The sequence below is a fragment of the Agrobacterium sp. B1(2019) genome (assembly GCF_008274755.1).
Classification (GTDB): Bacteria; Pseudomonadota; Alphaproteobacteria; order Rhizobiales; family Rhizobiaceae; genus Agrobacterium; species Agrobacterium salinitolerans.
In genome coordinates this window covers 536858-558545 of record NZ_VTPB01000001.1, presented here as the reverse complement: position 1 = coordinate 558545, position 21688 = coordinate 536858, and the positions used below count along the sequence as shown (strand labels likewise).

21 protein-coding genes are annotated in these 21688 nt (G+C 59.8%); 15 read left to right on the top strand and 6 right to left on the bottom strand.

Features of this window, described 5'->3' with window-relative positions:
* The first annotated feature begins 124 nt into the window (after nt 1–124).
* From AGR1_RS02715 to AGR1_RS02685, 7 genes are all read left to right on the top strand, one after another.
* The gene (locus AGR1_RS02715; protein ID WP_149146113.1) at nt 125–1336 is read left to right on the top strand and encodes a pyrophosphate--fructose-6-phosphate 1-phosphotransferase; all 1212 of its coding nucleotides are present in this window, start codon (nt 125–127) and stop codon (nt 1334–1336) included.
* Nucleotides 1337–1388: 52 nt separating this feature from the next.
* Nucleotides 1389–2024, top strand: a complete 636-nt coding sequence (locus AGR1_RS02710) for a LysE family translocator (RefSeq protein WP_149146112.1) — start codon at nt 1389–1391, stop codon at nt 2022–2024.
* Between the two features lie 135 nt (nt 2025–2159).
* Complete coding sequence (locus tag AGR1_RS02705) at nt 2160–3197, top strand: lytic transglycosylase domain-containing protein (protein ID WP_149146111.1); 1038 nt, start codon at nt 2160–2162, stop codon at nt 3195–3197.
* Between the two features lie 161 nt (nt 3198–3358).
* Nucleotides 3359–4609 (top strand): DUF3419 family protein, encoded by a 1251-nt coding sequence (locus AGR1_RS02700; RefSeq protein ID WP_080790303.1) that lies wholly within the window; start codon nt 3359–3361, stop codon nt 4607–4609.
* The gene (locus tag AGR1_RS02695; RefSeq protein ID WP_162927323.1) at nt 4606–5325 is read left to right on the top strand and encodes a class I SAM-dependent methyltransferase; all 720 of its coding nucleotides are present in this window, start codon (nt 4606–4608) and stop codon (nt 5323–5325) included. Before AGR1_RS02700 ends, AGR1_RS02695 begins: the two co-directional genes overlap by 4 nt.
* A gap of 234 nt (nt 5326–5559) precedes the next feature.
* Complete coding sequence (locus tag AGR1_RS02690) at nt 5560–6339, top strand: GH25 family lysozyme (RefSeq protein ID WP_080792788.1); 780 nt, start codon at nt 5560–5562, stop codon at nt 6337–6339.
* Between the two features lie 122 nt (nt 6340–6461).
* Complete coding sequence (locus AGR1_RS02685) at nt 6462–7688, top strand: lytic murein transglycosylase (RefSeq protein ID WP_080790302.1); 1227 nt, start codon at nt 6462–6464, stop codon at nt 7686–7688.
* Between the two features lie 465 nt (nt 7689–8153).
* Here the strand turns inward: AGR1_RS02685 and metF are convergent, their stop codons facing one another.
* The 3 genes from metF to ettA form a co-directional block, all read right to left on the bottom strand.
* Nucleotides 8154–9047, bottom strand: a complete 894-nt coding sequence (gene metF / locus AGR1_RS02680) for a methylenetetrahydrofolate reductase [NAD(P)H] (RefSeq protein WP_187772026.1) — start codon at nt 9045–9047, stop codon at nt 8154–8156.
* Between the two features lies 1 nt (nt 9048).
* Nucleotides 9049–10062, bottom strand: a complete 1014-nt coding sequence (locus AGR1_RS02675; RefSeq protein WP_077981657.1) for a metalloregulator ArsR/SmtB family transcription factor — start codon at nt 10060–10062, stop codon at nt 9049–9051.
* A 160-nt stretch (nt 10063–10222) separates the two neighbouring features.
* Nucleotides 10223–11872, bottom strand: coding sequence for an energy-dependent translational throttle protein EttA (gene ettA, locus AGR1_RS02670; protein WP_078051840.1), 1650 nt, complete (start codon nt 11870–11872; stop codon nt 10223–10225).
* Between the two features lie 147 nt (nt 11873–12019).
* Here ettA and AGR1_RS02665 point away from each other — a divergent pair, with 147 nt between their 5' ends.
* The 7 genes from AGR1_RS02665 to AGR1_RS02635 all read left to right on the top strand — a co-directional run bounded on the left by AGR1_RS02665 (nt 12020) and on the right by AGR1_RS02635 (nt 18304).
* Nucleotides 12020–12970, top strand: coding sequence for an alpha/beta hydrolase (locus AGR1_RS02665; protein ID WP_149146110.1), 951 nt, complete (start codon nt 12020–12022; stop codon nt 12968–12970).
* A gap of 101 nt (nt 12971–13071) precedes the next feature.
* Nucleotides 13072–14274 carry a CaiB/BaiF CoA-transferase family protein gene (locus tag AGR1_RS02660; RefSeq protein WP_149146109.1) on the top strand — a complete coding sequence of 401 codons (1203 nt, stop codon included), beginning with the start codon at nt 13072–13074 and terminating at the stop codon, nt 14272–14274.
* A complete protein-coding gene (locus AGR1_RS02655) occupies nt 14271–15938 on the top strand; it encodes a thiamine pyrophosphate-binding protein (protein ID WP_187772025.1) in 1668 nt (555 codons plus the stop codon). Before AGR1_RS02660 ends, AGR1_RS02655 begins: the two co-directional genes overlap by 4 nt.
* 67 nt (nt 15939–16005) lie before the next feature.
* Nucleotides 16006–16770, top strand: coding sequence for a HugZ family protein (locus AGR1_RS02650; RefSeq protein ID WP_149146108.1), 765 nt, complete (start codon nt 16006–16008; stop codon nt 16768–16770).
* Between the two features lie 293 nt (nt 16771–17063).
* On the top strand, nt 17064–17384 hold the full coding sequence (locus AGR1_RS02645) for an SMR family transporter (RefSeq protein WP_080790297.1): 321 nt from the start codon (nt 17064–17066) through the stop codon (nt 17382–17384).
* A 53-nt stretch (nt 17385–17437) separates the two neighbouring features.
* Nucleotides 17438–17812: a multidrug efflux SMR transporter gene (locus AGR1_RS02640; protein WP_236760795.1), complete on the top strand. Its 375-nt coding sequence runs from the start codon at nt 17438–17440 to the stop codon at nt 17810–17812.
* Between the two features lie 75 nt (nt 17813–17887).
* Nucleotides 17888–18304 carry a MarR family transcriptional regulator gene (locus AGR1_RS02635; protein ID WP_080790295.1) on the top strand — a complete coding sequence of 139 codons (417 nt, stop codon included), beginning with the start codon at nt 17888–17890 and terminating at the stop codon, nt 18302–18304.
* 113 nt (nt 18305–18417) lie between these two features.
* Here the strand turns inward: AGR1_RS02635 and AGR1_RS02630 are convergent, their stop codons facing one another.
* The 3 genes from AGR1_RS02630 to AGR1_RS02620 form a co-directional block, all read right to left on the bottom strand.
* Entirely contained in the window at nt 18418–18759 is a 342-nt protein-coding gene (locus AGR1_RS02630) for a RidA family protein (RefSeq protein ID WP_003494829.1), read from the bottom strand.
* Between the two features lie 48 nt (nt 18760–18807).
* Nucleotides 18808–19146 (bottom strand): TIGR01244 family sulfur transferase, encoded by a 339-nt coding sequence (locus tag AGR1_RS02625; RefSeq protein WP_080790294.1) that lies wholly within the window; start codon nt 19144–19146, stop codon nt 18808–18810.
* A gap of 97 nt (nt 19147–19243) precedes the next feature.
* Nucleotides 19244–20080 carry an aldose 1-epimerase family protein gene (locus AGR1_RS02620; RefSeq protein WP_149146106.1) on the bottom strand — a complete coding sequence of 279 codons (837 nt, stop codon included), beginning with the start codon at nt 20078–20080 and terminating at the stop codon, nt 19244–19246.
* Nucleotides 20081–20235: 155 nt separating this feature from the next.
* On the opposite strand from AGR1_RS02620, the gene AGR1_RS02615 reads away from it, so the two are divergent.
* On the top strand, nt 20236–21624 hold the full coding sequence (locus AGR1_RS02615; RefSeq protein ID WP_149146105.1) for a L,D-transpeptidase: 1389 nt from the start codon (nt 20236–20238) through the stop codon (nt 21622–21624).
* Nucleotides 21625–21688: the final 64 nt, after the last annotated feature.

Genomic DNA, 21688 nt, shown 5'->3' with positions numbered 1-21688 from the left:
TCAAGCTGCTGAAAAACCGCGAGAAATCGGCGTTCTTCTTCATAAATTCACTTTACACCAACACGCGGCTGTCGCATCCATTTGCCAGACATGTCTTTGGGTATATGTGAAAAGGAGAGCCATGATGGCCAAACAGAAAGTCGCAATGCTGACCGCGGGTGGCCTTGCGCCCTGTCTCTCTTCGGCCGTGGGCGGCCTGATCGAGCGTTACAGCGACATCGCGCCCGAGATCGACATCATCGCTTACCGCTCCGGTTATCAGGGCGTGCTTCTGCGTGACCGCATCGAGATCACCAAGGATATGCGGGAAAAGGCGCATCTGCTCCACCGCTACGGCGGCTCGCCGATCGGCAACAGCCGTGTGAAACTCACCAATGCCGCCGATTGCGCCAAGCGCGGTCTGGTCAAGGAAGGCGACAATCCGCTGCGCGTCGCCGCTGACCGGCTGGCGGCTGACGGTGTCACCATTCTCCACACGATCGGCGGCGACGACACCAACACGACAGCGGCCGATCTCGCCGCCTATCTTGGCGCTAACGGCTATGACCTCACCGTTGTCGGCCTGCCGAAGACGGTGGATAACGACGTGGTGCCGATCAAGCAGTCGCTCGGCGCCTGGACGGCTGCCGAAGTCGGCGCTTCCTTCTTCGACAATGTCAGCAACGAACAGAGCGCTGCGCCGAAGACATTTGTCATCCACGAAGTCATGGGCCGCCATTGCGGCTGGCTGACGGCCGCCACCGCCCGCGCTTATATCCAGAAGACCCGCGGCAATGAGTATGTCGAAGGCCTGATGATGAACACGCAGATGAAGAACATCGACGGCATCTACCTGCCGGAAATGGCCTTCGACATCGAGGCGGAAGCCGAGCGACTGAAGGAAATCATGGACAGGAACGGTTATGTCACGCTGTTCGTTTCCGAAGGTGCGGGCCTCGATTCCATCGTCGCCGAACGCGAAGCCTCCGGCGAGGCTGTCAAGCGCGACGCTTTCGGCCATGTGAAGATCGACACCATCAATGTCGGCGGCTGGTTCCAGAAGCAGTTCGCCAGCCTCATCGGTGCGGAACGCTCCATGGTGCAGAAATCGGGCTATTTCGCCCGCTCCGCCGCCGCCAATGGCGACGACCTGCGCCTCATTCAGGGCATGGTCGATCTCGCAGTCGAAAGCGCGCTCAACAAGGTCTCCGGCGTCACCGGCCATGATGAAGACAAGAATGGCAAATTGCGGACCATCGAGTTTCCGCGTATCAAGGGCGGAAAGCATTTCGACCTCTCTGCAAAATGGTTTACCGAAGTGATGGAACACGTCGGTCAGCCGTTCACAGCGGCCTGATTTTACGATAGGCTAAAATAATACGGCGACAGGGAGGGCAAGGAGGAAGAGAATGTCTGGACAGGCCTGGCTGATTTTTTGTGCAGCATGTGCCGTTGTGTTCGCACTCCCCTCTCCCCTTGTATTCTCTGTCGCCTCCTATTCCGCCACTCGCGGCAAAAAGACGGTCTTCGCCTCCGTCAGCGGCGGCGCGCTCGGCATCGTCACGGCCATGACGATTTCCGCCATTCCGGTGGCCGGTCTCGTCTATCTGCCGCAATCATTCGTGGAAATCGTGCAATGGGCCGGTATCGGCTGGCTGATGTTGTTTCTCCTGTGGACCTTCGCCACGCCTGCCGCCCAGGCCGCCAATGCCGATAATGACAATCTGCCCGGCAAATCCTGGAGCGGCATTTTCCGCGATTGTTACGCCATTGCCGCCCTGCGCCCGCGCTACTTCGCTTTCTTTCTGGCGCTGTTGCCGCAATTCGTGTCCACTTCCAGCAATACAATTGAAACGCTCGCCATGGCGCAGGCCGCCATTCTTCTTCAGGCGTTGGTGATTCTGACCGCGCAGGCGCTGTTTGCCGGGCCTACTCTGGCGATGGTGCGCCGTATGTCGGGCGATAAAAAAATCCGGACGAAATACCGTACCCACTTTATTTCCGGCCGCGCCGTCAGCGCCGGATACAGGCGCATCGCCGCCTGAAAAACCGCCCGAAAGCCGGGAGCGGCCTCCCGGCTTGCCGCTATCCTTACAATAGGTTAATGAAGGCTCGACGGGACACTGCCTGCTTCGCTCGACGCGGGGGTATCGAAAGACAGGCATAACGAAGGCGGCAACATGCGAAATTCGGGAAAATTCCGCGGAAGAAGTGCACTTCTTCTCTCTTCCACCGTGGGACTGGCACTGGCATTGAGCGCATGCACCAGCGTCGAATATACCGCAAAGGAAGGGCCGAACGGCCCGAAGATCGCGACAGTCAATCCCGCGACCACTCCTGCGCAAACATCGGCGCAGCCGGCAACGGCCGAAGCAGCAACGGTGAAGACCGCCGAAACCCCAACCTCTTCCCAGTCTGCAGCACTTCCCACCGCCGTCGCCGTCAAGGGCGGACGCGTGGCGCTGCCGCCGGCTTCTGAAATCGCCGCAGCCATCGCCGGCCAGACGCAACCGATGCAGAACGACGTCGCCCAAGCGAGTGTGACGACATCTGCGCCGACCACGGCCACGGCACTCGCACCGACAAACGCCAATCCGGCGGCCGCAGCCATCGAAACGGCTGACATGGCGGCGAAACCGGCCGTCCACGATGCCGCCGCCGATCTGCCGCAGGTGGTTGCCGTCAAGGGCAGCTTCCCGCCCGCGCCGCCGCCACCCGGCTCACCCTCCATTGGCACCGAACTGACGGCCGAACGCAAAGTCATTCCGCTGCCAAAGCCGGACAGCACGGTTCTGGCCTATGCCGCCGGCCCGACCAACGCCGCGCTTGCCGCTATCCGTCAGAACGAATCGATGGCGGCCCCGGTCGGACGCGAAAAGCTCAGCGGCCTTATTACCAAATACGCCACCATGTATGATGTGCCGGAAGATCTGGTTCACCGCGTGGTGCGGCGTGAAAGCATGTATAATCCCGGCGCCTATAGCAGCGGCAATTTCGGCCTGATGCAGATCAGGCATGCCACGGCCCGCTCCATGGGCTTCGATGGCCCCGCCTCTGGCCTGTTCGATGCCGAAACCAACCTCAAATACGCCGTCAAATATCTGCGCGGCGCATGGGTTGTGGCGGGCAACGACCGCGATAACGCGGTCCGGCTTTATGCGCGCGGTTATTACTACGACGCCAAGCGCAAGGGCATGCTGCACGTTCTGCGCAAGTGATGGCCTCCGGCTGCATTGGGAATGCAGTCTGGATTCGTGGCAGCTTAGACGCCGATAGTTTCACAGCGTCTTTTCGTCTCATTGTTTTCACCCACAGCCCCTGTCATCAAACTGTAGTGTGACGGCTGTAGACGCCTCTCAATCGACTGAGAGGTGAACATATGACGAGTGCGGCACCCAAGACCGGCTTCAGCAAGAACACGAAACTGAAGTCTGCATTGCTCCAGCACAAGGCACTCTCCAAAAGCGGTCTGTCCGAGCGGTTCTTCGGCGTCCTCTTTTCCGGCCTCGTCTATCCGCAGATATGGGAAGACCCGGAAATCGACATGGAGGCGATGGAGCTTGGCGAAGGCCACCGCATCGTCACCATCGGCTCGGGCGGCTGCAACATGCTGGCCTACCTCTCCCGCAATCCGGCCAGCATCGATGTCGTGGATCTCAACCCGCACCACATTGCGCTGAACAAGCTGAAGCTCGCCGCCTTCCGCCATCTGCCCGCCCATCAGGACGTGGTGCGCCACTTCGGCCGCGCCAACCACCGCAGCAACAGCATCGGTTACGACCGTTTCATAGCCGAGCATCTCGACGCCACGACCAAGGCATACTGGTCGAAGCGCACCCTTTCCGGCCGCCGACGCATCTCGGTGTTCGACAGGAACATCTATCGCACCGGCCTGCTCGGCCGCTTCATCGGCGCCGGCCATCTCATGGCCCGGCTGCACGGCGTGAAACTCACCGAGATGGCCAAGACCCGCACACTGGACGAACAGCGCCAGTTTTTCGACAGCAAGGTCGCGCCCCTTTTCGACAAGCCGGTGGTGCGCTGGCTGACGAAGCGCAAAAGCTCGCTGTTCGGCCTTGGCATTCCGCCGCGCCAATATGACGAGCTGGCCAGCCTTTCCGCCGATGGCACGGTTGCCTCCGTGCTCAAGGAGCGGCTGGAAAAGCTCGCCTGCAACTTCCCGCTCAGCGACAATTATTTCGCCTGGCAAGCCTTCGCGCGCCGTTATCCCGAACCGCATGAGGGTGCCCTGCCCGCCTATCTCAAGTCGGAATATTACGAAACGATCCGCAACAACACCGCACGAGTCGCCGTGCACCACGCCACCTATACCGAGCTTCTCTCCAAAAAGCCGGCAAGCGCCGTCGACCGCTATATTCTCCTCGATGCGCAGGACTGGATGACGGACACACAGCTCAACGAACTATGGTCGCAGATCAGCCGCACCGCGGCATCCGGCGCGCGCGTCATCTTCCGCACCGCCGCCGAAAAGAGCGTCATCGAAGGCCGGCTTTCGCCTGACATCCGCAACCAGTGGGTCTATCTCGAAGAGCGTTCCACCGCGCTCAACGCCATGGACCGCTCGGCCATCTACGGCGGCTTCCATATCTACCAGAGGGCTATGGCATGAAAACCATCGGCGAGAATGTGGGCCTTGCAGACAGCGCGCATGCGAGCCTGATGGACCGCATGTATCGCCACCAGCGGCATATCTACGATATCACCCGCAAATATTACCTCCTCGGCCGCGACAGAACCATTTCGGGCCTCGACGTGCCGAAAGGTGGCACCTTGCTGGAAGTTGGCTGCGGCACCGGCCGCAACCTGTTGCTGGCCAGCCGCAAATTTCCACAGGCGAAACTGTTCGGCCTCGACATTTCCGCCGAAATGCTGCTGACCGCAGCCGAAAATTTCGCCGGCAAGGCGGAACGCCCCATTCTGCGCGTGGCAGATGCCACTGCCTTCCGCGCCTCGGAATTCGGCCAACCCGACGGCTTCGACCGCGTCATGATCCCCTATGCGCTGTCGATGATACCGGATTGGGAAAAGGCGATCGAACAGGCGCTCACGGCGCTGAAACCCGGCGGCTCACTGCATATCGTCGATTTCGGCCAGCAGGAACAATTGCCGAAGTGGTTCCGCACCCTTCTGCAAGCCTGGCTCACCCGCTTTCACGTCACACCCCGCGCCAATCTCCGTTACGTCCTCGCCAATATGGCCGGCCGTTTTGACGGCAATCTCGAATTCGAGGAAATCGCCCGGGGTTATGCGTGGCGGGCCGTCATCACGCTTCCGGTCGCCGAAGCGCAGCAGCCGAAAATCCACCGCATCCTGGCCGACGCCTGATTCACGGCGGATTGCGAAACCCGCCTGCGCGCATGCGACGTCGCCTTCAAGGCTTCGCCGGGCGAGGTTTCAGCAGTAAAAATCGCAAATCGCTTCAAATCCAGCGGCTTGCGAGATGCAAAAAGCACCTTGCCCCTTGCCATAACCGCTTGTTTACCATGTTATGCGTAAATTGGGAGATACGGCGCGCCGTTTTGCGGCCGCGGGATGGGCAACACTTTCATCAGGGTTTCAATGCGGCTGCGTTTATCGGCACTATTGTCGGCTTTACTGTTGATCGGCGGCTGCACCTCCACCAGCTATGACCTGCTGGAAACCGCATCCGTTTCCAGGCCAAAATTTTCCGATACCGATCCGCAGGATTTCGGCACGAACAACCCTCACCGCCATGAGGTGCACGGCATCGACGTGTCCAAATGGAATGGCGACGTTGACTGGCAAACCGTGCGCAAATCCGGCGTCTCCTTCGTTTTCATCAAGGCGACGGAGGGATCGGATCGCATCGATCCGAAATTCGGCGACCATTGGCGCAACGCGGCGGCTGCAGATGTTCTGCACGCGCCCTACCACTTCTATTATTTCTGCTCCACAGCGGACGCCCAGGCCGACTGGTTCATTCGCAACGTTCCGAAGGATGCCGTCACCCTGCCGCCGGTTCTCGACGTGGAGTGGAACCCCTCCTCACCCACCTGCAAGACACGCCCGGCGCCCGGCATCGTGCGCGCTGAGATGCAACGTTTCCTCGACCGCATCGAAGCCCATTACGGCAAGCGTCCGATCATCTACACCTCGGTGGACTTCCACCGCGACAATCTCGTCGGCCAGTTCAAGGACTACCATTTCTGGGTCCGCTCCGTTGCCGCCCATCCGGCCAAGATCTACGAAGATCGCAAATGGGCCTTCTGGCAATATACCGCAACCGGCGTCGTGCCCGGCGTAAACGGTCCCACCGACATCAATGTCTTCGCCGGAAGTGAGAAAAACTGGCGGAAATGGATTGCTTCCGCCAAATAAGACGGCCAAGAAGCAACACTTTTGAAAAATCGGCGTTGTTCAGCCACGTCAGATCATTCGGTCCGTTTTTTTGTCGCAAACATATGGGTAAAGCGGGCTAACAACCTATCGAGGAAATTCCCATGCCCACGTTCCGGTCGCGCAGCATTTTTTTTGCCGCCGCTTTGTCGCTTCTTTCTACCGGCTCCGCACTCGCAACGCCGCCTGTCGCCTCGCCTGACGATCCCAAGCAGGTTGCCTGCGGCGGCGATCTCGGTGCATTCCTCGAAGGCGTGAAAGCCGACGCGCTTGCCAAGGGCATTCCGGCCGATGCGATCCAGAAGGCGCTTGCCGGCGCGCAGATCGACCCGAAGGTGCTCTCGCGTGACCGTGCACAGGGCGTCTTCCGCCAGACCTTCCTGGAATTTTCCCAGCGCACCGTCAGCCAGGCCCGTCTGGATATCGGCCGCAAGAAGCTGCAGGAGCTCTCCTCCACCTTCGCCCGCGCGGAAAATGAATATGGCGTGCCGGCCGGCGTCATCGCCGCCTTCTGGGCCATGGAGACGGATTTCGGCGCCGTTCAGGGCGATTTCAACACCCGCAACGCGCTGGTGACCCTCTCGCATGATTGCCGCCGGCCGGAACTCTTCCGCCCGCAGCTGCTGGCGCTGATCGAAATGGTCCAGCACGGCGACCTCGATCCAGCCACCAATACGGGCGCATGGGCCGGTGAAATCGGTCAGGTGCAGATGCTGCCCAAGGACATCATCGCTTTCGGGGTCGATGGCGATGGCGACGGCCACATCAACGTTAAGAGCAGCGCCCCGGACGCGATCCTGACGGCGGCCAAATTCATCCAGCATCTCGGTTTCAAGAAGGGCGAACCCTGGATTCAGGAAGTTTCCCTGCCGGAAAACCTGCCTTGGGAAAAATCCGGCCTCGGCGGCGCGCTGACCGCTGGTGAGTGGTTCGCGCTCGGCGTCACCCCGCGCGACGGCAACAAGAACTTCGCTTCCCTTCCCGCCGCGCTCATCATGCCGCAGGGCCGCAAGGGGCCTACCTTCATTACCTATCCTAATTTCAACATCTATCTGGAATGGAACCAGTCGTTCATCTACACGACTTCGGCCGCCTATTTCGCCACACGCTTGATGGGTTCTCCCGTCTATAACAAGGGCAACCCGGAGCCCGGTTTCGATGATGCGACCATGAAGCAGCTTCAGACCAAGCTCGAAGCGCGTGGACACAATGTCGGCAAGGTGGACGGCATTCTCGGTTCCGGCACCCGCGTCGCCATCCAGAAAGAACAGCAGCGTCTCGGGCTGCCCGCCGATGGCTGGCCTTCTGCCGCACTTCTGCAGGCGCTTTAATCAATCTTAACGAGGCCTTCCGGCCCTTAATCTGTCGGACGGAATCAAGGCATAAAGTGTTAATCTCGACCTGATGACTGGGGATAACACCCCGGTCATTTACTTTTTTTAAACATATGAAGCACTGCGTGATAAGAAAATAACCTTTTATTTTCAATGTATTAAAGAAATCAGCTTTTTACGCCGCGCCAAGCCTTGCTGCACTGCATCACAAAAACCGCTTTCCAACCGCCACAAAACGGTCATATTATCGACCCTGTCAACAACAGGAGGCACCCATGGGACTTACAAAATCTCTCAATGCCTTGGCAGTCGGTTTGGCGTTTTTGTTCGTAGCGGTGATGCTTTTCATCTGACGAGACGTGAAGACCAAACGCAGATAAAAACCGTAGATGACACGAGTTTAAAAAGCGCAGGCCCTAAGGGACCTGCGCTTTTTTCATGTCGGTAATCTGCTGTGTAAAATCACGCGGCGCTGCGGCGCAGACGCTCCAGCCCGAGATTCTCCAGCACCGCGTCAACCAGCGGCGCGCGGTTCATGGTGTAGAGATGGAACTCATTGACGCCACGACGCTGAAGATCGGCGATCTGTTCGGCGGCAACCTCCGCGGCCACGCGGGCGCGACCTTCCAGATCGTCGTCATAGCCTTCGAAACGCTCATCCAGAAAACCGGGAATGCTGGTGCCGCAGCGGCCGGCGAAACGCTTGAGCTGGGTGAGATTCTGGATCGGCATAATGCCCGGAACCACCGGAATGGTGATGCCCGCCGCCGTGACCCGCTCCATGTAACGTTCGAACACGTCATTATCGAAGAAGAACTGCGTCAGCGCCCGCGTCGCACCATTGTCGGCCTTGCGCTTCAACATGTCGATATCGATAGCCTCGCTTGCGCTTTCCGGATGTTTTTCCGGATAGGCCGAAACGGAAATCTCGAAATCGGCGATGTCGCGCAGCCCCTTCACCAGAGCGGCAGCATTCTCATACCCTTCCGGATGCGGCTGGTAAGCCGTGCCGATGCCGGTGGAGGGATCGCCGCGAAGCGCCACGAAATGGCGAACGCCAGCATTGCGGAACTCTTCTACGACCTGATGCACCTCATCCCGGCTCGCATCCACGCAGGTCAGATGCGCGGCAGTCGGCAGATGGCCGTCGGCGATCATACGGCGTACCGCGTCCAGCGTCGGCGCTTTTGTGGAGCCGCCGGCACCATAGGTGACGGAAACGAAATCCGGATTCCACTTCTTCAGCTCGTCGACTGTTTCCCAAAGCTGGGATTCCATCTCGGCGTTCTTGGGAGGGAAAAATTCGAAAGACAACCGGATGTCGCCATCACGGCGTGCGGTTTCTGACCTCAACATATCATGCCCTCCCGGAGCGAAGTAAAACCGCCTCTTGCGCCACATCGTCTGCCATCAGCAGCCGCTGGTCGCGGGCAACCCATATCGTAACATCCAGAGCCTCGTCGGACGCTTTTTCAGAATGAAGATCGACGGCGCGCTCCAGAGAAAGCCCGGCCTTCTTCAACCATTCTTCCATCAGCGGATGCGAGAAGCCGAGCCGCACATGCGCATGCTCATCGCGCAGATATTCGAAGGAATGCGGCGCAAGGTCGATGACGATCAGCCGACCGCCGGGACGCAGCATGCGCGCAGCTTCCGAAAGCGCGATTTCCGGCTGGTCGAGGAAATGCAGGACCTGATGAATAACGATCAGATCGAAATCCTGTCCCTCGAGCGGCAGATTGAGAATGTCGCCATGGCGAACGGATGCATTGACCACGCCCGCCTTGTCGAGATTGGCACGCGCCACCGAGAGCATGTCACGGCTGGCATCCACACCGATCGCGCGGCGATAGATACCGCTCAGAAGCTGCAGAATGCGGCCGGTGCCGGTGCCGAGATCGAGAAGCGAATCGATCGGCGTGGTGCCCACCAGCTTCAGGAGCGCGCCTTCCACGGCCTCGTCGCTTACATGCAGGCGGCGCAACTCGTCCCAGGCGGATGCGTTGCGGCTGAAATAATCCTGCGCACGTTCAGCCCGCACCCGCTTGACGGTGGCAAGCCGTTCGCTGTCGCGCTGGAGAACCGCGTCGGAGGGCGACGCGGCGCCAAGCAGCTGCCGCACAACGCCCGCAGGCTCGCCATCCTGCCGCAAGCGGAAATAGGCCCATGCGCCTTCCTGATAACGCTCGATAAGCCCCTCTTCCGTCAAAAGCTTGAGGTGACGGGAGATGCGCGGCTGCGACTGGCCGAGGATTTCGGTAAGGTCGGTAACCGTCAGATCGCCGGCCGAAAGAAGCGCCAGCAAGCGAAAACGCGTCGTCTCACCCGCCGCCTTCAGGAGATCCACCAATTTGTCCAGACCGAACGCCACTCTGCCGCGCCTCGCAAGCTAATCAAGATATAAAGATATCTTTATGTCGATGTGGTGCGAGATGCAAGCGTAAAGTGTCTCGGGACGAGATCATGTCCACTTATTACACGAAAAAAGGCCCGCTTTGCGGCGGGCCTTTCTGAAGCGATGCGGAAAAGGATCAGCGCGTCAGGCGCTTGTAGCTCACGCGGCCGGGCTTGATGCTTTCCGGGCCGAGGCGGCGGACCTTGTCCTTTTCGTAGTCCTCGAAGTTGCCTTCGAACCATTCCACGTGGCTGTCACCCTCGAAAGCGAGGATGTGGGTGGCCAGGCGGTCGAGGAACATGCGGTCGTGGCTGATGATAACGGCACAGCCGGCGAAAGCTTCCAGCGCTTCTTCAAGCGCTGCCAGCGTTTCCGTATCAAGGTCGTTGGTCGGTTCGTCGAGCAGCAACACGTTGCCGCCGGCCTTCAGCATCTTGGCAAGGTGCACGCGGTTGCGCTGACCACCCGAGAGATTGCCGACCTTCTGCTGCTGATCGCCGCCCTTGAAGTTGAAGGCGCCGCAATAGGCGCGCGAGTTCACTTCGAACTTGCCGAGCTTGATGATGTCGTTGCCGCCTGAGATTTCTTCCCACACGGTCTTATCGCCCGCCAGCGCGTCGCGGCTCTGGTCGACATAACCGAGCTGAACGGTGTCACCAACGGTCACGGAACCGCTATCAGGCTTTTCCTGACCGGTGATCATCTTGAACAGCGTCGTCTTACCCGCACCGTTCGGACCGATGACGCCGACGATGCCACCGGGCGGCAGCTTGAAGGACAGGTTTTCAATCAGTACGCGGTCGCCATAGGACTTGGTGAGGTTGTCGGCTTCGATAACGACGCGACCAAGACGTTCCGCAACGGGAATGACGATCTGCGCATCACCGGGACGACGGTTTTCCGCCGCTTCCACCAGCTCGTCATAGGCCTTGATACGGGCCTTGGATTTCGTCTGGCGGGCCTTGGGGCTGGATGCGATCCATTCCTGTTCACGGCTGATTGCCTTCTGACGCGAGGCATCTTCACGGGCTTCCTGCTGCATGCGCTTGGCTTTCGCCTGCAGGTAAGCGGAGTAGTTGCCTTCGTAAGGAATGCCGCGGCCGCGGTCGAGCTCGAGAATCCAGCCCGTGACGTTGTCGAGGAAGTAGCGGTCGTGGGTGATCATCATCACGGCGCCGGGATAGTCGCGCAGGTGCTTTTCAAGCCAGGCGATGGTTTCAGCGTCCAGATGGTTGGTCGGTTCGTCGAGCAGCAGCAGGTCCGGCTGCGACAGCAGCAGACGGCACAGTGCCACGCGGCGGCGCTCACCACCGGAAAGGCCGGTTACGGCCGAATCGCCGGGCGGGCAACGCAGCGCGTCCATGGCCATCTCGACCTGGTTTTCGAGATCCCAGAGATTCTGGCTGTCGATGATGTCCTGAAGCTTTGCGCCCTCATCCGCCGTTTCGTCGGAATAGTTCATCATCAGTTCGTTGTAGCGGTCGACGATGGCCGTCTTGCTGGCAACACCTTCCATGACGTTTTCCATCACGGTCTTGTTTTCGTCGAGCTTCGGCTCCTGCTCGAGATAACCGAGCGTCGCGCCTTCGGCGAGCCAGGCTTCACCGGTATATTCCTTGTCGAGACCGGCCATGATCTTCAAAACAGTCGACTTACCGGCGCCGTTCGGGCCGAGGATACCGATCTTGGCGTCGGGGTAGAAGGAGAGATGAACGTTCTCCAGAACCTTCTTCGCGCCATAGGCCTTGTTCAGCCCGGCCATGTGATAGATGAATTGACGTGCCATTGTAGCGAATGCTCCACATCGGATTTTTGAGAGTACGTATCGGGAAATTTGCCGCTATGTAGGGTAAATAGGACCTTGGGGCAACCTCTGGCACGATTATGACCCCATGATTATGACAAGGGATGTTATGGCAGGACAGGCGCGATCATGAATGAAACGACCGACGACTTGGCCTTCAGCCGTATTGAGAGACTGGAAGCCCCCTCCGGCGCATCCATCGCCTTTCGCCACCAGCCCTCCGCTCTTGCCCCGGCGCGCGGCGTGCTGATGATCTGCCACGGGCTGGTTGACCACGCGGGCCGTTATCGCCGGCTCGCGGATGTGATGTCGAAGCAGGGGTTCGAAGTCTATGCCCACGACCATCGCGGCCATGGCCGCACGAGAGCGGCGGATGCGCCTCTCGGCCGTTTTGGCTGGAAGGACGGTGCGGAAAAGGTCGTTGCCGATGTCATGGCGATGCGCCGGATGGTCGGCGAAAGGCATCCCGGCCTGGCCACGATCCTGTTCGGTCATTCCATGGGCGGCCTCGTGGCGCTTAACGCTGCCGTCAGCCATCCGGATGCCTTCGACGGCCTGTCCATCTGGAATTCCAACCTCAATCCCGGCCTCATGGGCCGTGTCGCACAGGTTCTGCTGCGACTGGAAAAAATGCTGAAAGGCTCGGATGTGCCGAGCGCCATTCTGCCGAAGGCAACCTTCCGTGTGTGGAATGCCCGAATGCCGGAAAGGCGCACCCATGCCGACTGGCTGAGCCACGACAGGGCGGCTGTGGACGCCTATGTGGAAGACCCGCTCTGCAAGTTCGAGGCGAGCGTTTCCCTGTGGCAGGATGTCTTCGAACTCTCCTATCGTGGGCCAAAACTCTTGGAGCGGCTGCCGAAAACCCTGCCGCTTCTGCTTGTCAGCGGCGATCAGGACAAAGCCACCAATGACGGCAAAGAAATCGCCTGGCTCGCCGAACGTTTCCGCGAGGCAGGTTTCAGCCATGTCGAGCACACGATCTACAAGGGCATGCGGCACGAGACCTTGAACGAAATCGGCTGGCAGCCCGTCGCGGCGGATTTTGCCGCCTGGTGCGGCCGGGTTGTGGGTGACTGAAAACCCTTTTGCCGAAACGGAATAAGTCCATGAGATAAAATCACATGCGGCGCGGCAGGCAGCGGTCTATAAACCGGCAAGCAGAAAATCCCGGGGGACAGATGACCGACATGCCGAACAGGAAACCGCCGCTCGCAGGCATCCGTGTCATTGAACTCGCGCGTGTTCTGGCAGGTCCCTGGGCGGGGCAGATGCTGGCCGACATGGGCGCTGACGTCATCAAGGTCGAGAACCCCGAGGGTGGCGACGACACGCGCGCATGGGGACCGCCCTTCGTCGAAAGCGATGATGGGGAAAATCTCTCCGCTGCCTATTACCACGCCACCAATCGCGGCAAACGCTCCATCGTCGCCGATCTGAAGACACCTGAGGGCTGCGAACTGGTGCGCCGGCTGGTGCGCACCGCCGATGTCGTCATCGAAAACTTCAAGCGCGGCGGGCTTGCCAAATATGACCTCGACTACGAGAGCCTGAGGATTCTCAATCCGAAGCTGATCTATTGCTCCATCACCGGCTTCGGCCAGACCGGGCCTTACGCCGATCTCGCCGGATACGACTATATCGTGCAGGGCATGTCCGGTTTCATGTCGATAACGGGCGAAGCTGACGGCCAGCCGATGAAAGCGGGCGTTGCGGTTGCCGATATCTTCACCGGCATTTATTCCGTAACAGCCATTCAGGCCGCTCTCATCCACGCCATGCGATCAGGCGAAGGCCAGCATATCGACATGGCACTTCTGGATGTGCAGTCGGCCGTGCTCGCCAACCAGAATATGAATTACCTGATCTCAGGCAAACCGCCCGTCAGGCTCGGCAACGCCCATCCGAATATTTCCCCCTATGAGGTGGTGCCGACGGCCGATGGCTTTCTGATCCTCGCGGTCGGCAATGACGGCCAGTTCCGCCGCCTCTGCACCATTCTCGGTATCGCCGAGGTTGCCGATGACGAGCGTTACGCGACAAACAAGGCCCGCGTGGCGCACAAGGTCGAAGTCCGGCAGATCGTTTCCACCGAAACGCTGAAATGGAACAAGCGCGATCTTCTGACCGCTTGCGAGAACAACGCCGTGCCGGCCGGGCCAATCAATTCCATCGAGGAAATGTTCGCCGATCCGCAAATTAAGGCACGTGGCCTCCGCGCCGATCTGGAAGCGGAAGACGGCACCGTCATCCCCGGTGTCCGCACACCCATTATCATGTCGCAAACGCCGCTGCGTTATGAACGCCCGAGCCCGAAGCTCGGCGAACATCAGGCGCAGGTGCTGGCCGAACTGGAAAACATCGAAAGGACCACGACGCCATGACTGCAGCCGGAATGAAAAGAACAGGCGGGCAATTGATCGTCGAAGCGCTGAAGGCCAATGGCGTCTCCCGCGTTTCCTGCGTTCCGGGCGAAAGCTATCTCGCCGTGCTGGATGCGCTTTATGAAAGCGGCATCGAAACCGTGGTCTGCCGCCAGGAAGGCGGCGCCGCAATGATGGCCGATACCTGGGGCCGGCTGACGGGCGAACCCGGCATCTGCATGGTGACACGCGGCCCGGGTGCCACCAATGCCTCGGCCGGCCTGCACATCGCAAGGCAGGATTCCATTCCGATGATCCTCTTCATCGGCCAGGTGCAGCGTGAAGCCCGCGAGCGCGAAGCCTTTCAGGAAGTGGAATATCGCCGCGCCTTTACCGAATTCGCAAAATGGGTAGGCGAGATTGACGATGCGCGCCGCATTCCAGAATTCGTCACCCGCGCCTTTGCCGTCGCCACCTCCGGCCGCCCTGGCCCGGTGGTGCTGACGCTGCCCGAAGACATGCTGGTCGAAGAGGTAGAAGCGCCTGAGGCAAAGGCCTACACACCTGTCGAAGCGCATCCCGGCCCGTCACAGATGGCCACCTTCGCAAAAATGCTGGGCGAGGCGAAGCGCCCGGTCTTCATCATCGGCGGTACGCGCTGGTCCGAGGAAAGCGTCGCAGGCTTCAAGGCTTTTGCCGAAAGCAACAAGCTGCCTGTCGGCTGTTCTTTCCGCCGCCAGATGCTGTTCGATCACCTCAGCCCCTCCTATGCGGGCGATGTCGGCATCGGCATCAATCCGGCGCTGGCCAAGGAGATCAAGGAGGCCGATCTCGTCGTTCTGCTCGGCGGCCGCCTCTCCGAAATGCCGTCTTCCGGCTATACGCTGCTCGATATCCCCTACCCGTCGCAGAAACTCGTCCATATCTATCCTGAAGCAGAAGAGCTTGGCCGCGTTTACCGTCCTGATCTCGCGATCTGCGCCGCACCGGACGATTTTATCGCCGCCCTCTCCTCCATCGCACTTACCGGCAGCGCCGCATGGGCGGCTCGCACCGCCGCCATGCATGCCACCTATCTCAATTGGTCCACCCCGCCACAGTCCGGCCCCGGCGCGGTGCAGATGGGTCCGATCATGGACTGGATCGAGGCCAATGTGCCCGAGGACGCAATCTTCACCAATGGTGCCGGCAACTATGCCACATGGGTCCATCGCTTCCACCGCTTCCGCCGCTACAACACGCAATCGGCCCCGACATCAGGCTCGATGGGTTACGGCCTGCCGGCGGCGGTTGCCGCCAAACACCTTTTCCCGGAGCGTGAGGTGATCTGCTTTGCCGGAGACGGCTGTTTCATGATGCATGGGCAGGAATTCATCACCGCCGTGCGGTACGGCTTGGCCGTCATCACCGTGCTGGTCAATAATGGCACATACGGCACGATCCGCATGCATCAGGAGCGGGAATATCCCGGCCGTGTCAGCGGCACCGATCTTGTCAATCCGGATTTCAACGCCTTTGCCAAGGCCTATGGCGGCCACGGCGAAACGGTGGAAAAAACGCAAGACTTCGCCGCCGCCTTCGAACGTGCGCGGGCAAGCGGCAAGCCGGCCATCATCGAGGTGAAGCTGGATGCGGAAGCGATCACGCCGACGCGTACCCTGACACAGATCAGGACCGGAAGCTGATATTACGCATGGACACGGCTCCGGCATGGTGTAAATCCTGACTGAAACTTACAGCTTAGGAAACGACATGCCGGATGCAGCCCCTCTCGTCATCACCCCGCGCGGCGCAAAAATCGAGCCCTCGGCCGGTGCGCCTTTCGAGGCCGTGCGCGTGGCCCGGGATGTGCTGCACACATCGCGAACGGCAGCGCTTGCCACGCTCGATCCCGTCAGCGGTTATCCCTATACGACCGCCACCAATATCGGCATCGAGCCGGATGGTACGCCGTTCTTCTTCGCGGCGGGGCTGACGCTGCACGCCCGCAACATGGAGGCGGACCCACGCATCTCGCTGACGCTCGCTCCCTTTGGCAAGGGCGACGCGCTGACGCTGCCGCGGCTGACACTGGTGGGCAGGGCGGACCAAATCAGCCCGGACGAAGTGCCGCTCGCCATCGCGCGCTACATTGCCCGTTATCCCAAAGCAAAACTTTATCTCTCCCTTCCCGACACGAGGCTTTACAGACTGCGGACGGAAGGCGTGCAGATCAATGGCGGCCCGGCCCGCAATGCCAGCAACATCACCCCGGCCGATCTGCGCACAGATCTGTCAGGTGCAGACGCACTGATGGCGGCAGCGGAAAGCGAAGCGATCCGCCTCAATGCCATCAAGGGCGAAGCGGCCCGGCTCGCCGTTCTGGCAGGCGCAAAGACTGGCCGCTGGACGATCACCTCCATCGACCCGGATGGTATCGACCTTGCCTCGGCCAGCGATCTGGCCCGGCTTTGGTTTGCGGAGCGGGTGACGACGTTGAAGCAGTTTGAGAAACAATTGACTCAACCCGCAAGCTGAATCCGCCAAGGGCTTCAAAACAAACGAATACAGGCGATTCGCCGCAGGTTCGGCCTCGACCGGCATCATATACATGGCGTCTCGAACGCCCCCGTCGCCGCGCCATCGCACGCCATGTGAAAGAAAACGATAAACAGGTTGACCTCTTCTTTCACAAATAATATGCATGCACATGCAAATAAATAGTCGGCACGTCGAGACGACCATTTGCAAGCCTGGCATGCTCAATCGACCACTCATCGGTCGGGAGACAGGGCCAATCCTTCAAACAATCATCCTAACGGAGAACGACAATGCATTGGATGTATCTGGCAATCGCAGTGATCTTTGAAATCGCGGTCGCAATATCGGCAGGAAATGCCAAGGGTTTCTCTCATCCCTGGTGGACTGCCGCGACTTTGGCCAGCGGCGCAATCGCGACAGTTTTCCTTAGTTTTGCGCTTCTCACTTTCGACGTTGGCGTTGGCTACGCCATTTGGACCTCTACAGCAGGCGTCGGCATTGTCGTTCTGGGAGCGATTTTTTTCGAACAAAGATTGGACTGGAGGAAAATCGCTGGGATCGCCCTGGTGATCGGCGGGGTCATCGGACTCCGGCTCAGCGGCGCGGCATAAAAATAGAGCGACAACATCTCACGTCAGAAAACCAGATCAGAAAGGATATGGAAATGACAACGAACACGAATACGGGGCGCGCGTGGTTCATGCTGCTGCTCGCCGGTCTCTTCGAAATCGGCTACGCGCTCAGCGTGAGCGGCAGCAGGGCTTTCACGATACCGAGTTGGTCCATCGCCGCCGCAATCTTCTTCCTGCTGACACTTTATTTTCTCAGCGTGTCCCTCAAGACCATCGACGTCGGGCTTGGCTACGCGGTTTGGGCAGGCATTGGCGCGGTCGGGGCGGCCGTCTGCGGCAGTCTCTTGCTGGATCAGCCGTTGACTTTCACCCAGTCGTTCTGGCTGGCGATTATCATCGCCGGGGTCGTGTGGCTGAAGCTCGCCGACAGCGCCAAACTCCCCAAGGGAGAACCCGGCCTGTCATAGCGCCGTCCGCTTGAAGATGTTATTGTATGAGCATACATATGGGTTAGGATTTCCTTCCTTCAGGAGCTTGCCCATATGTCCTCCAAACACGATGCGTGGCTGAAACTTGCCCAAGCCGTCGGCAACGTCGAAGTCGACCTCGGAAAAACGATGCAAACCGCCTGCGGACTTGGCTTATCGGAATATCGTGCGCTGGAGGCACTTTCCCGCTCACCCACCGGTGAATTGCGGATGCAGGATCTTGCCTCGCATCTTTGCCTCAACCAGAGTTCGGTTTCCAGGCTGGTGGAACGTCTGGAACGGACAGGTCTCACGGTCCGGGACCTTTGTCCGGACGACAAACGCGGTGTGTATACCGTTTTGACCGATAATGGGCGTACGCGCATCGATAGCGCGCGCACCTTTTATGAAACAGCACTGGCTGCTGCAATAAAACAGCATGGCTGCGAAGAGGCGCTGGCAGCGCAATTCACTCCTTCAGCCCAAGCATAGACGACCACCCGGCTCCGACATCAAATGGCTTTGCTTCCGACAGCATCGCCTCGACAAAAAAGGCCGGGCCGCATTCCGCGACCCGGCCTTTCCTTAAAAAATCAAACCATTGCTCAGAGAGCAGCGGTCACGATGAACTCAACCTTGTAATCCGGCGTTGCCAATGGTGCGCCGCTGGTGGCGCGGGCTGGCGGGTTTGCCGGGTCGATCCAGCCTTCCCAGACAGCGTTCATTTCGCCGAAAGTGGACATGTCGGAGAGATAGATGATCGTCTGCAGGATCTTCGACTTGTCGGAACCGGCAGCGGCCAGCAGGCGGTCGACTTCAGCGAGAGCGGACTTGCTCTGTTCCGTAACGCTCGTGCCTTCGCCAACCTGGCCGGCGAGGTAAACGGTGTTGCCGTGAACGACGGCGCCGCTCATGCGCTTGCCCGGTTCGATACGCTTGATGGTCATGGAAAACTCCTGTTGATTGGCATTTAAAATAGAATGATGCGCGGAAAATCAGCCGCGCAGGTGATGGGTCTTTTCGTAAATCGCCGTCGAGCGCGCGCCGGAGCGGCAATAGCCGAGCATCGGGCGCTGCAATTCGTCCAGCGCATCCACCATGCCGGCAACGGCATCGGCATCGACGCCATAGCGGCCGACCGGCACATGCATGATGGTGAGGCCAAGCTGCTCGGCACGCTCGGCAATATCGGCGAAAAGCGGCTGGCCTTCTTCTTCGCCGTCAGGGCGGTGGCAGACGAGCGACTTGAAGCCGAGCGCCTTGATCTCGTCGAGATCGGCGACGCTGATCTGTCCCGTTACTGAATATTCGTCGTCTATGCGCCTGATATCCATCTTCGTGCCTCCGCTGGCCATCACCCTTGAAATCCGCATCCGATGTAAGCGGTCAAAACCGCGGCGTCAATGACGGGCGATCTTCATTCGGTACGGCTCAGAGGATGGAAAAGCGCAGGCCGAAGGAACGACTTTCGCCCGGCTGGAGAATATTGAACTCGCCGGCAGCCTCAAGCTCGCTCCGCCCGACCCAGCGATGCGAAACCGGCTCGATACCGAGCACATTGGCCGGCGCCTGCTGATTGCGCCACATCTGCAGATAGGGCAGCGTTTCCGTACGGAAACGCACGGTCAGCGTCTTCCCGCCGATGGCCGCAATCGGACCGAGCGAGAGCGACGCCCACTCGTCATCATCGCCGGCAGAAACGCAGAAAACGCTGCCCGGCTCTTCGCCGAAACGCCAGCCATGGCCGCCGCCATGCAGCATCGCGCCCTCAAGCCGCACGGCATCGTCGAAGAGACGGGCGCCGACATTCATGTGATACATCAGGAACACCGGGATGGGCCGCCCGGACGTGTTGACGATCCGGTCGTCGAGGCTGACTTCACCGCTTTCGCCGTCGATACGCCACGTCCGTTCGAGAAGTGCGGTGCCGCCATCGGCAAGCTTCACGGGAACCTCAACGCGCGCCAGCGCATTGGACTCATGGACATCGAACGCGATGATCGTCGCGGGATGGGAAGAAAAGGATCCATGCAGCGGATATCGGCGCCCCTCCCCGTCCCCATAGATCGGCTCGGGATGGCGAATATGATCGGGACCGCAGGTAAAGAGAAAGCCTTCCAGCGAGTGGTCGATGCGTGCGTCGCCATCATCAGGAATGGCGCGGCCTGGCGCGATATCGATACCATCAACGATGCAGGCGCCGATATCGAAAACGGAGGTTTCATCGAGGAAAATGCGTGGCGATTTGCCAGCCTGAAACGAACGCAAGACAACCTCCCTGTGGCAGCAAAAACGCATGGTTCACGGAAACGCTACTAACCGTGACGGAAATTAAGATTGCATTAACCGCGAATTCATCTTTTTCACAATAGGGTCAAGATTGCGGTGTGTTTATCGGTGAACAAGCAAGGGATAGCAGAATCGTGAAACAGTTTCTTAACGCAGCTCTGGGTTTGACGGTCGCCGTGGCGTCGGTTTTCACCCCGCTACAGGCTGGCGCGCAGCAGCGTTATGGTTATGAGCAGCCGGTTCTGGTGACGCCGGACGGTCGCGTGCTCGATTTCGTTCCCGAACGCGGCGATATCGTCATCAGCCGCGACGCGATGGGACGCACGGTGTTTTACGACCAGTATGGCAATCTCCTCGCCACCGAAATGCCCTCCGGCTACCAGCAGCGTCAGCAGGCGCGCCAGCGCGACACCACCTATTATCCGCCAGCCCCCGGCGGCCGGTATCGTGAGCCGCAACGCGACTACGGCTATCAGGACAATGGCAGCGTGCGCGATTACCGCGAATATCGCGGCGACGGCTCCGACGAGAATTTCTACACCGGCTCCGTTCCCGCACCCGGTGCGGTTGAAAGCGGCCCGCTCGGCCAGCCGATGCCGGGCGAAAGCACCACGGCCGCGGTTCCGCAGCCGGAGCAACTGATCGAGCGCCATACGCCGGTGACAACGCCGGTCAATCGCTCGCGCCAGGAAATCGTTGCACTCCAGACATTCCTCGACCGTGAAGGTATCTCGCCCGGCGTTATCGACGGCAAGATGGGCGACAACGTCAACAAGGCGATTGCCGCCTGGCAGGACATGACCGGCGAGAAGCTCGACCCCAACAATTCCGATGACATTCTGGAGCGTCTGCGCGCTTCCGGCGGTATGCCTATTGTCGACTACACCATTACCGCCGCCGACGCCGCCGGCCCCTATGTCGCCTCCATCCCGGACGACTATGCCGAAAAATCGCAGCTGCCTGCCCTCTCCTTCACCTCGACTTCGGAAGCGCTCGCCGAACGCTTCCATATGGATGAGAACTACCTGAAAGAACTGAACCCCGGCATCGATTTCTCCGTACCCGGCACCATTATCAAGGTCGTCAATCCGGGCGAGACGAAAAAGGGACAGGTTGCCCGCATCGTCGCCCATAAGGGCATCAAGCAGGTCTTCGCCTATGGTCAGGACGGTAATCTGATCGCAGCCTATCCCGCCACCATCGGCTCCACGGACACGCCCTCGCCAAGCGGCACGCACACGGTGGAGCGCATCGCGCTCAATCCTGGCTACACCTATAATCCGAAGATCAACTTCAAGCAGGGCCAGAACGACAAGATCCTGCAGATCCCGCCGGGTCCGAACGGCCCGGTCGGCACGGTCTGGATTGCGCTGTCGAAGCCGACCTATGGCATTCACGGCACGCCGGAACCCTCGAAGATCGGCAAGACCAACAGCCACGGCTGTATCCGCCTGACCAACTGGGATGCGACCGAACTGGCAAAAATGGTCCGCCCCGGTGTGGTGGTCGAATTCGCGGAATAGGATCGACCGGAAGAAAAAATAAAAAGCCCGGCGGTTTGGTCCGCCGGGCTTTTTTCATTGAATG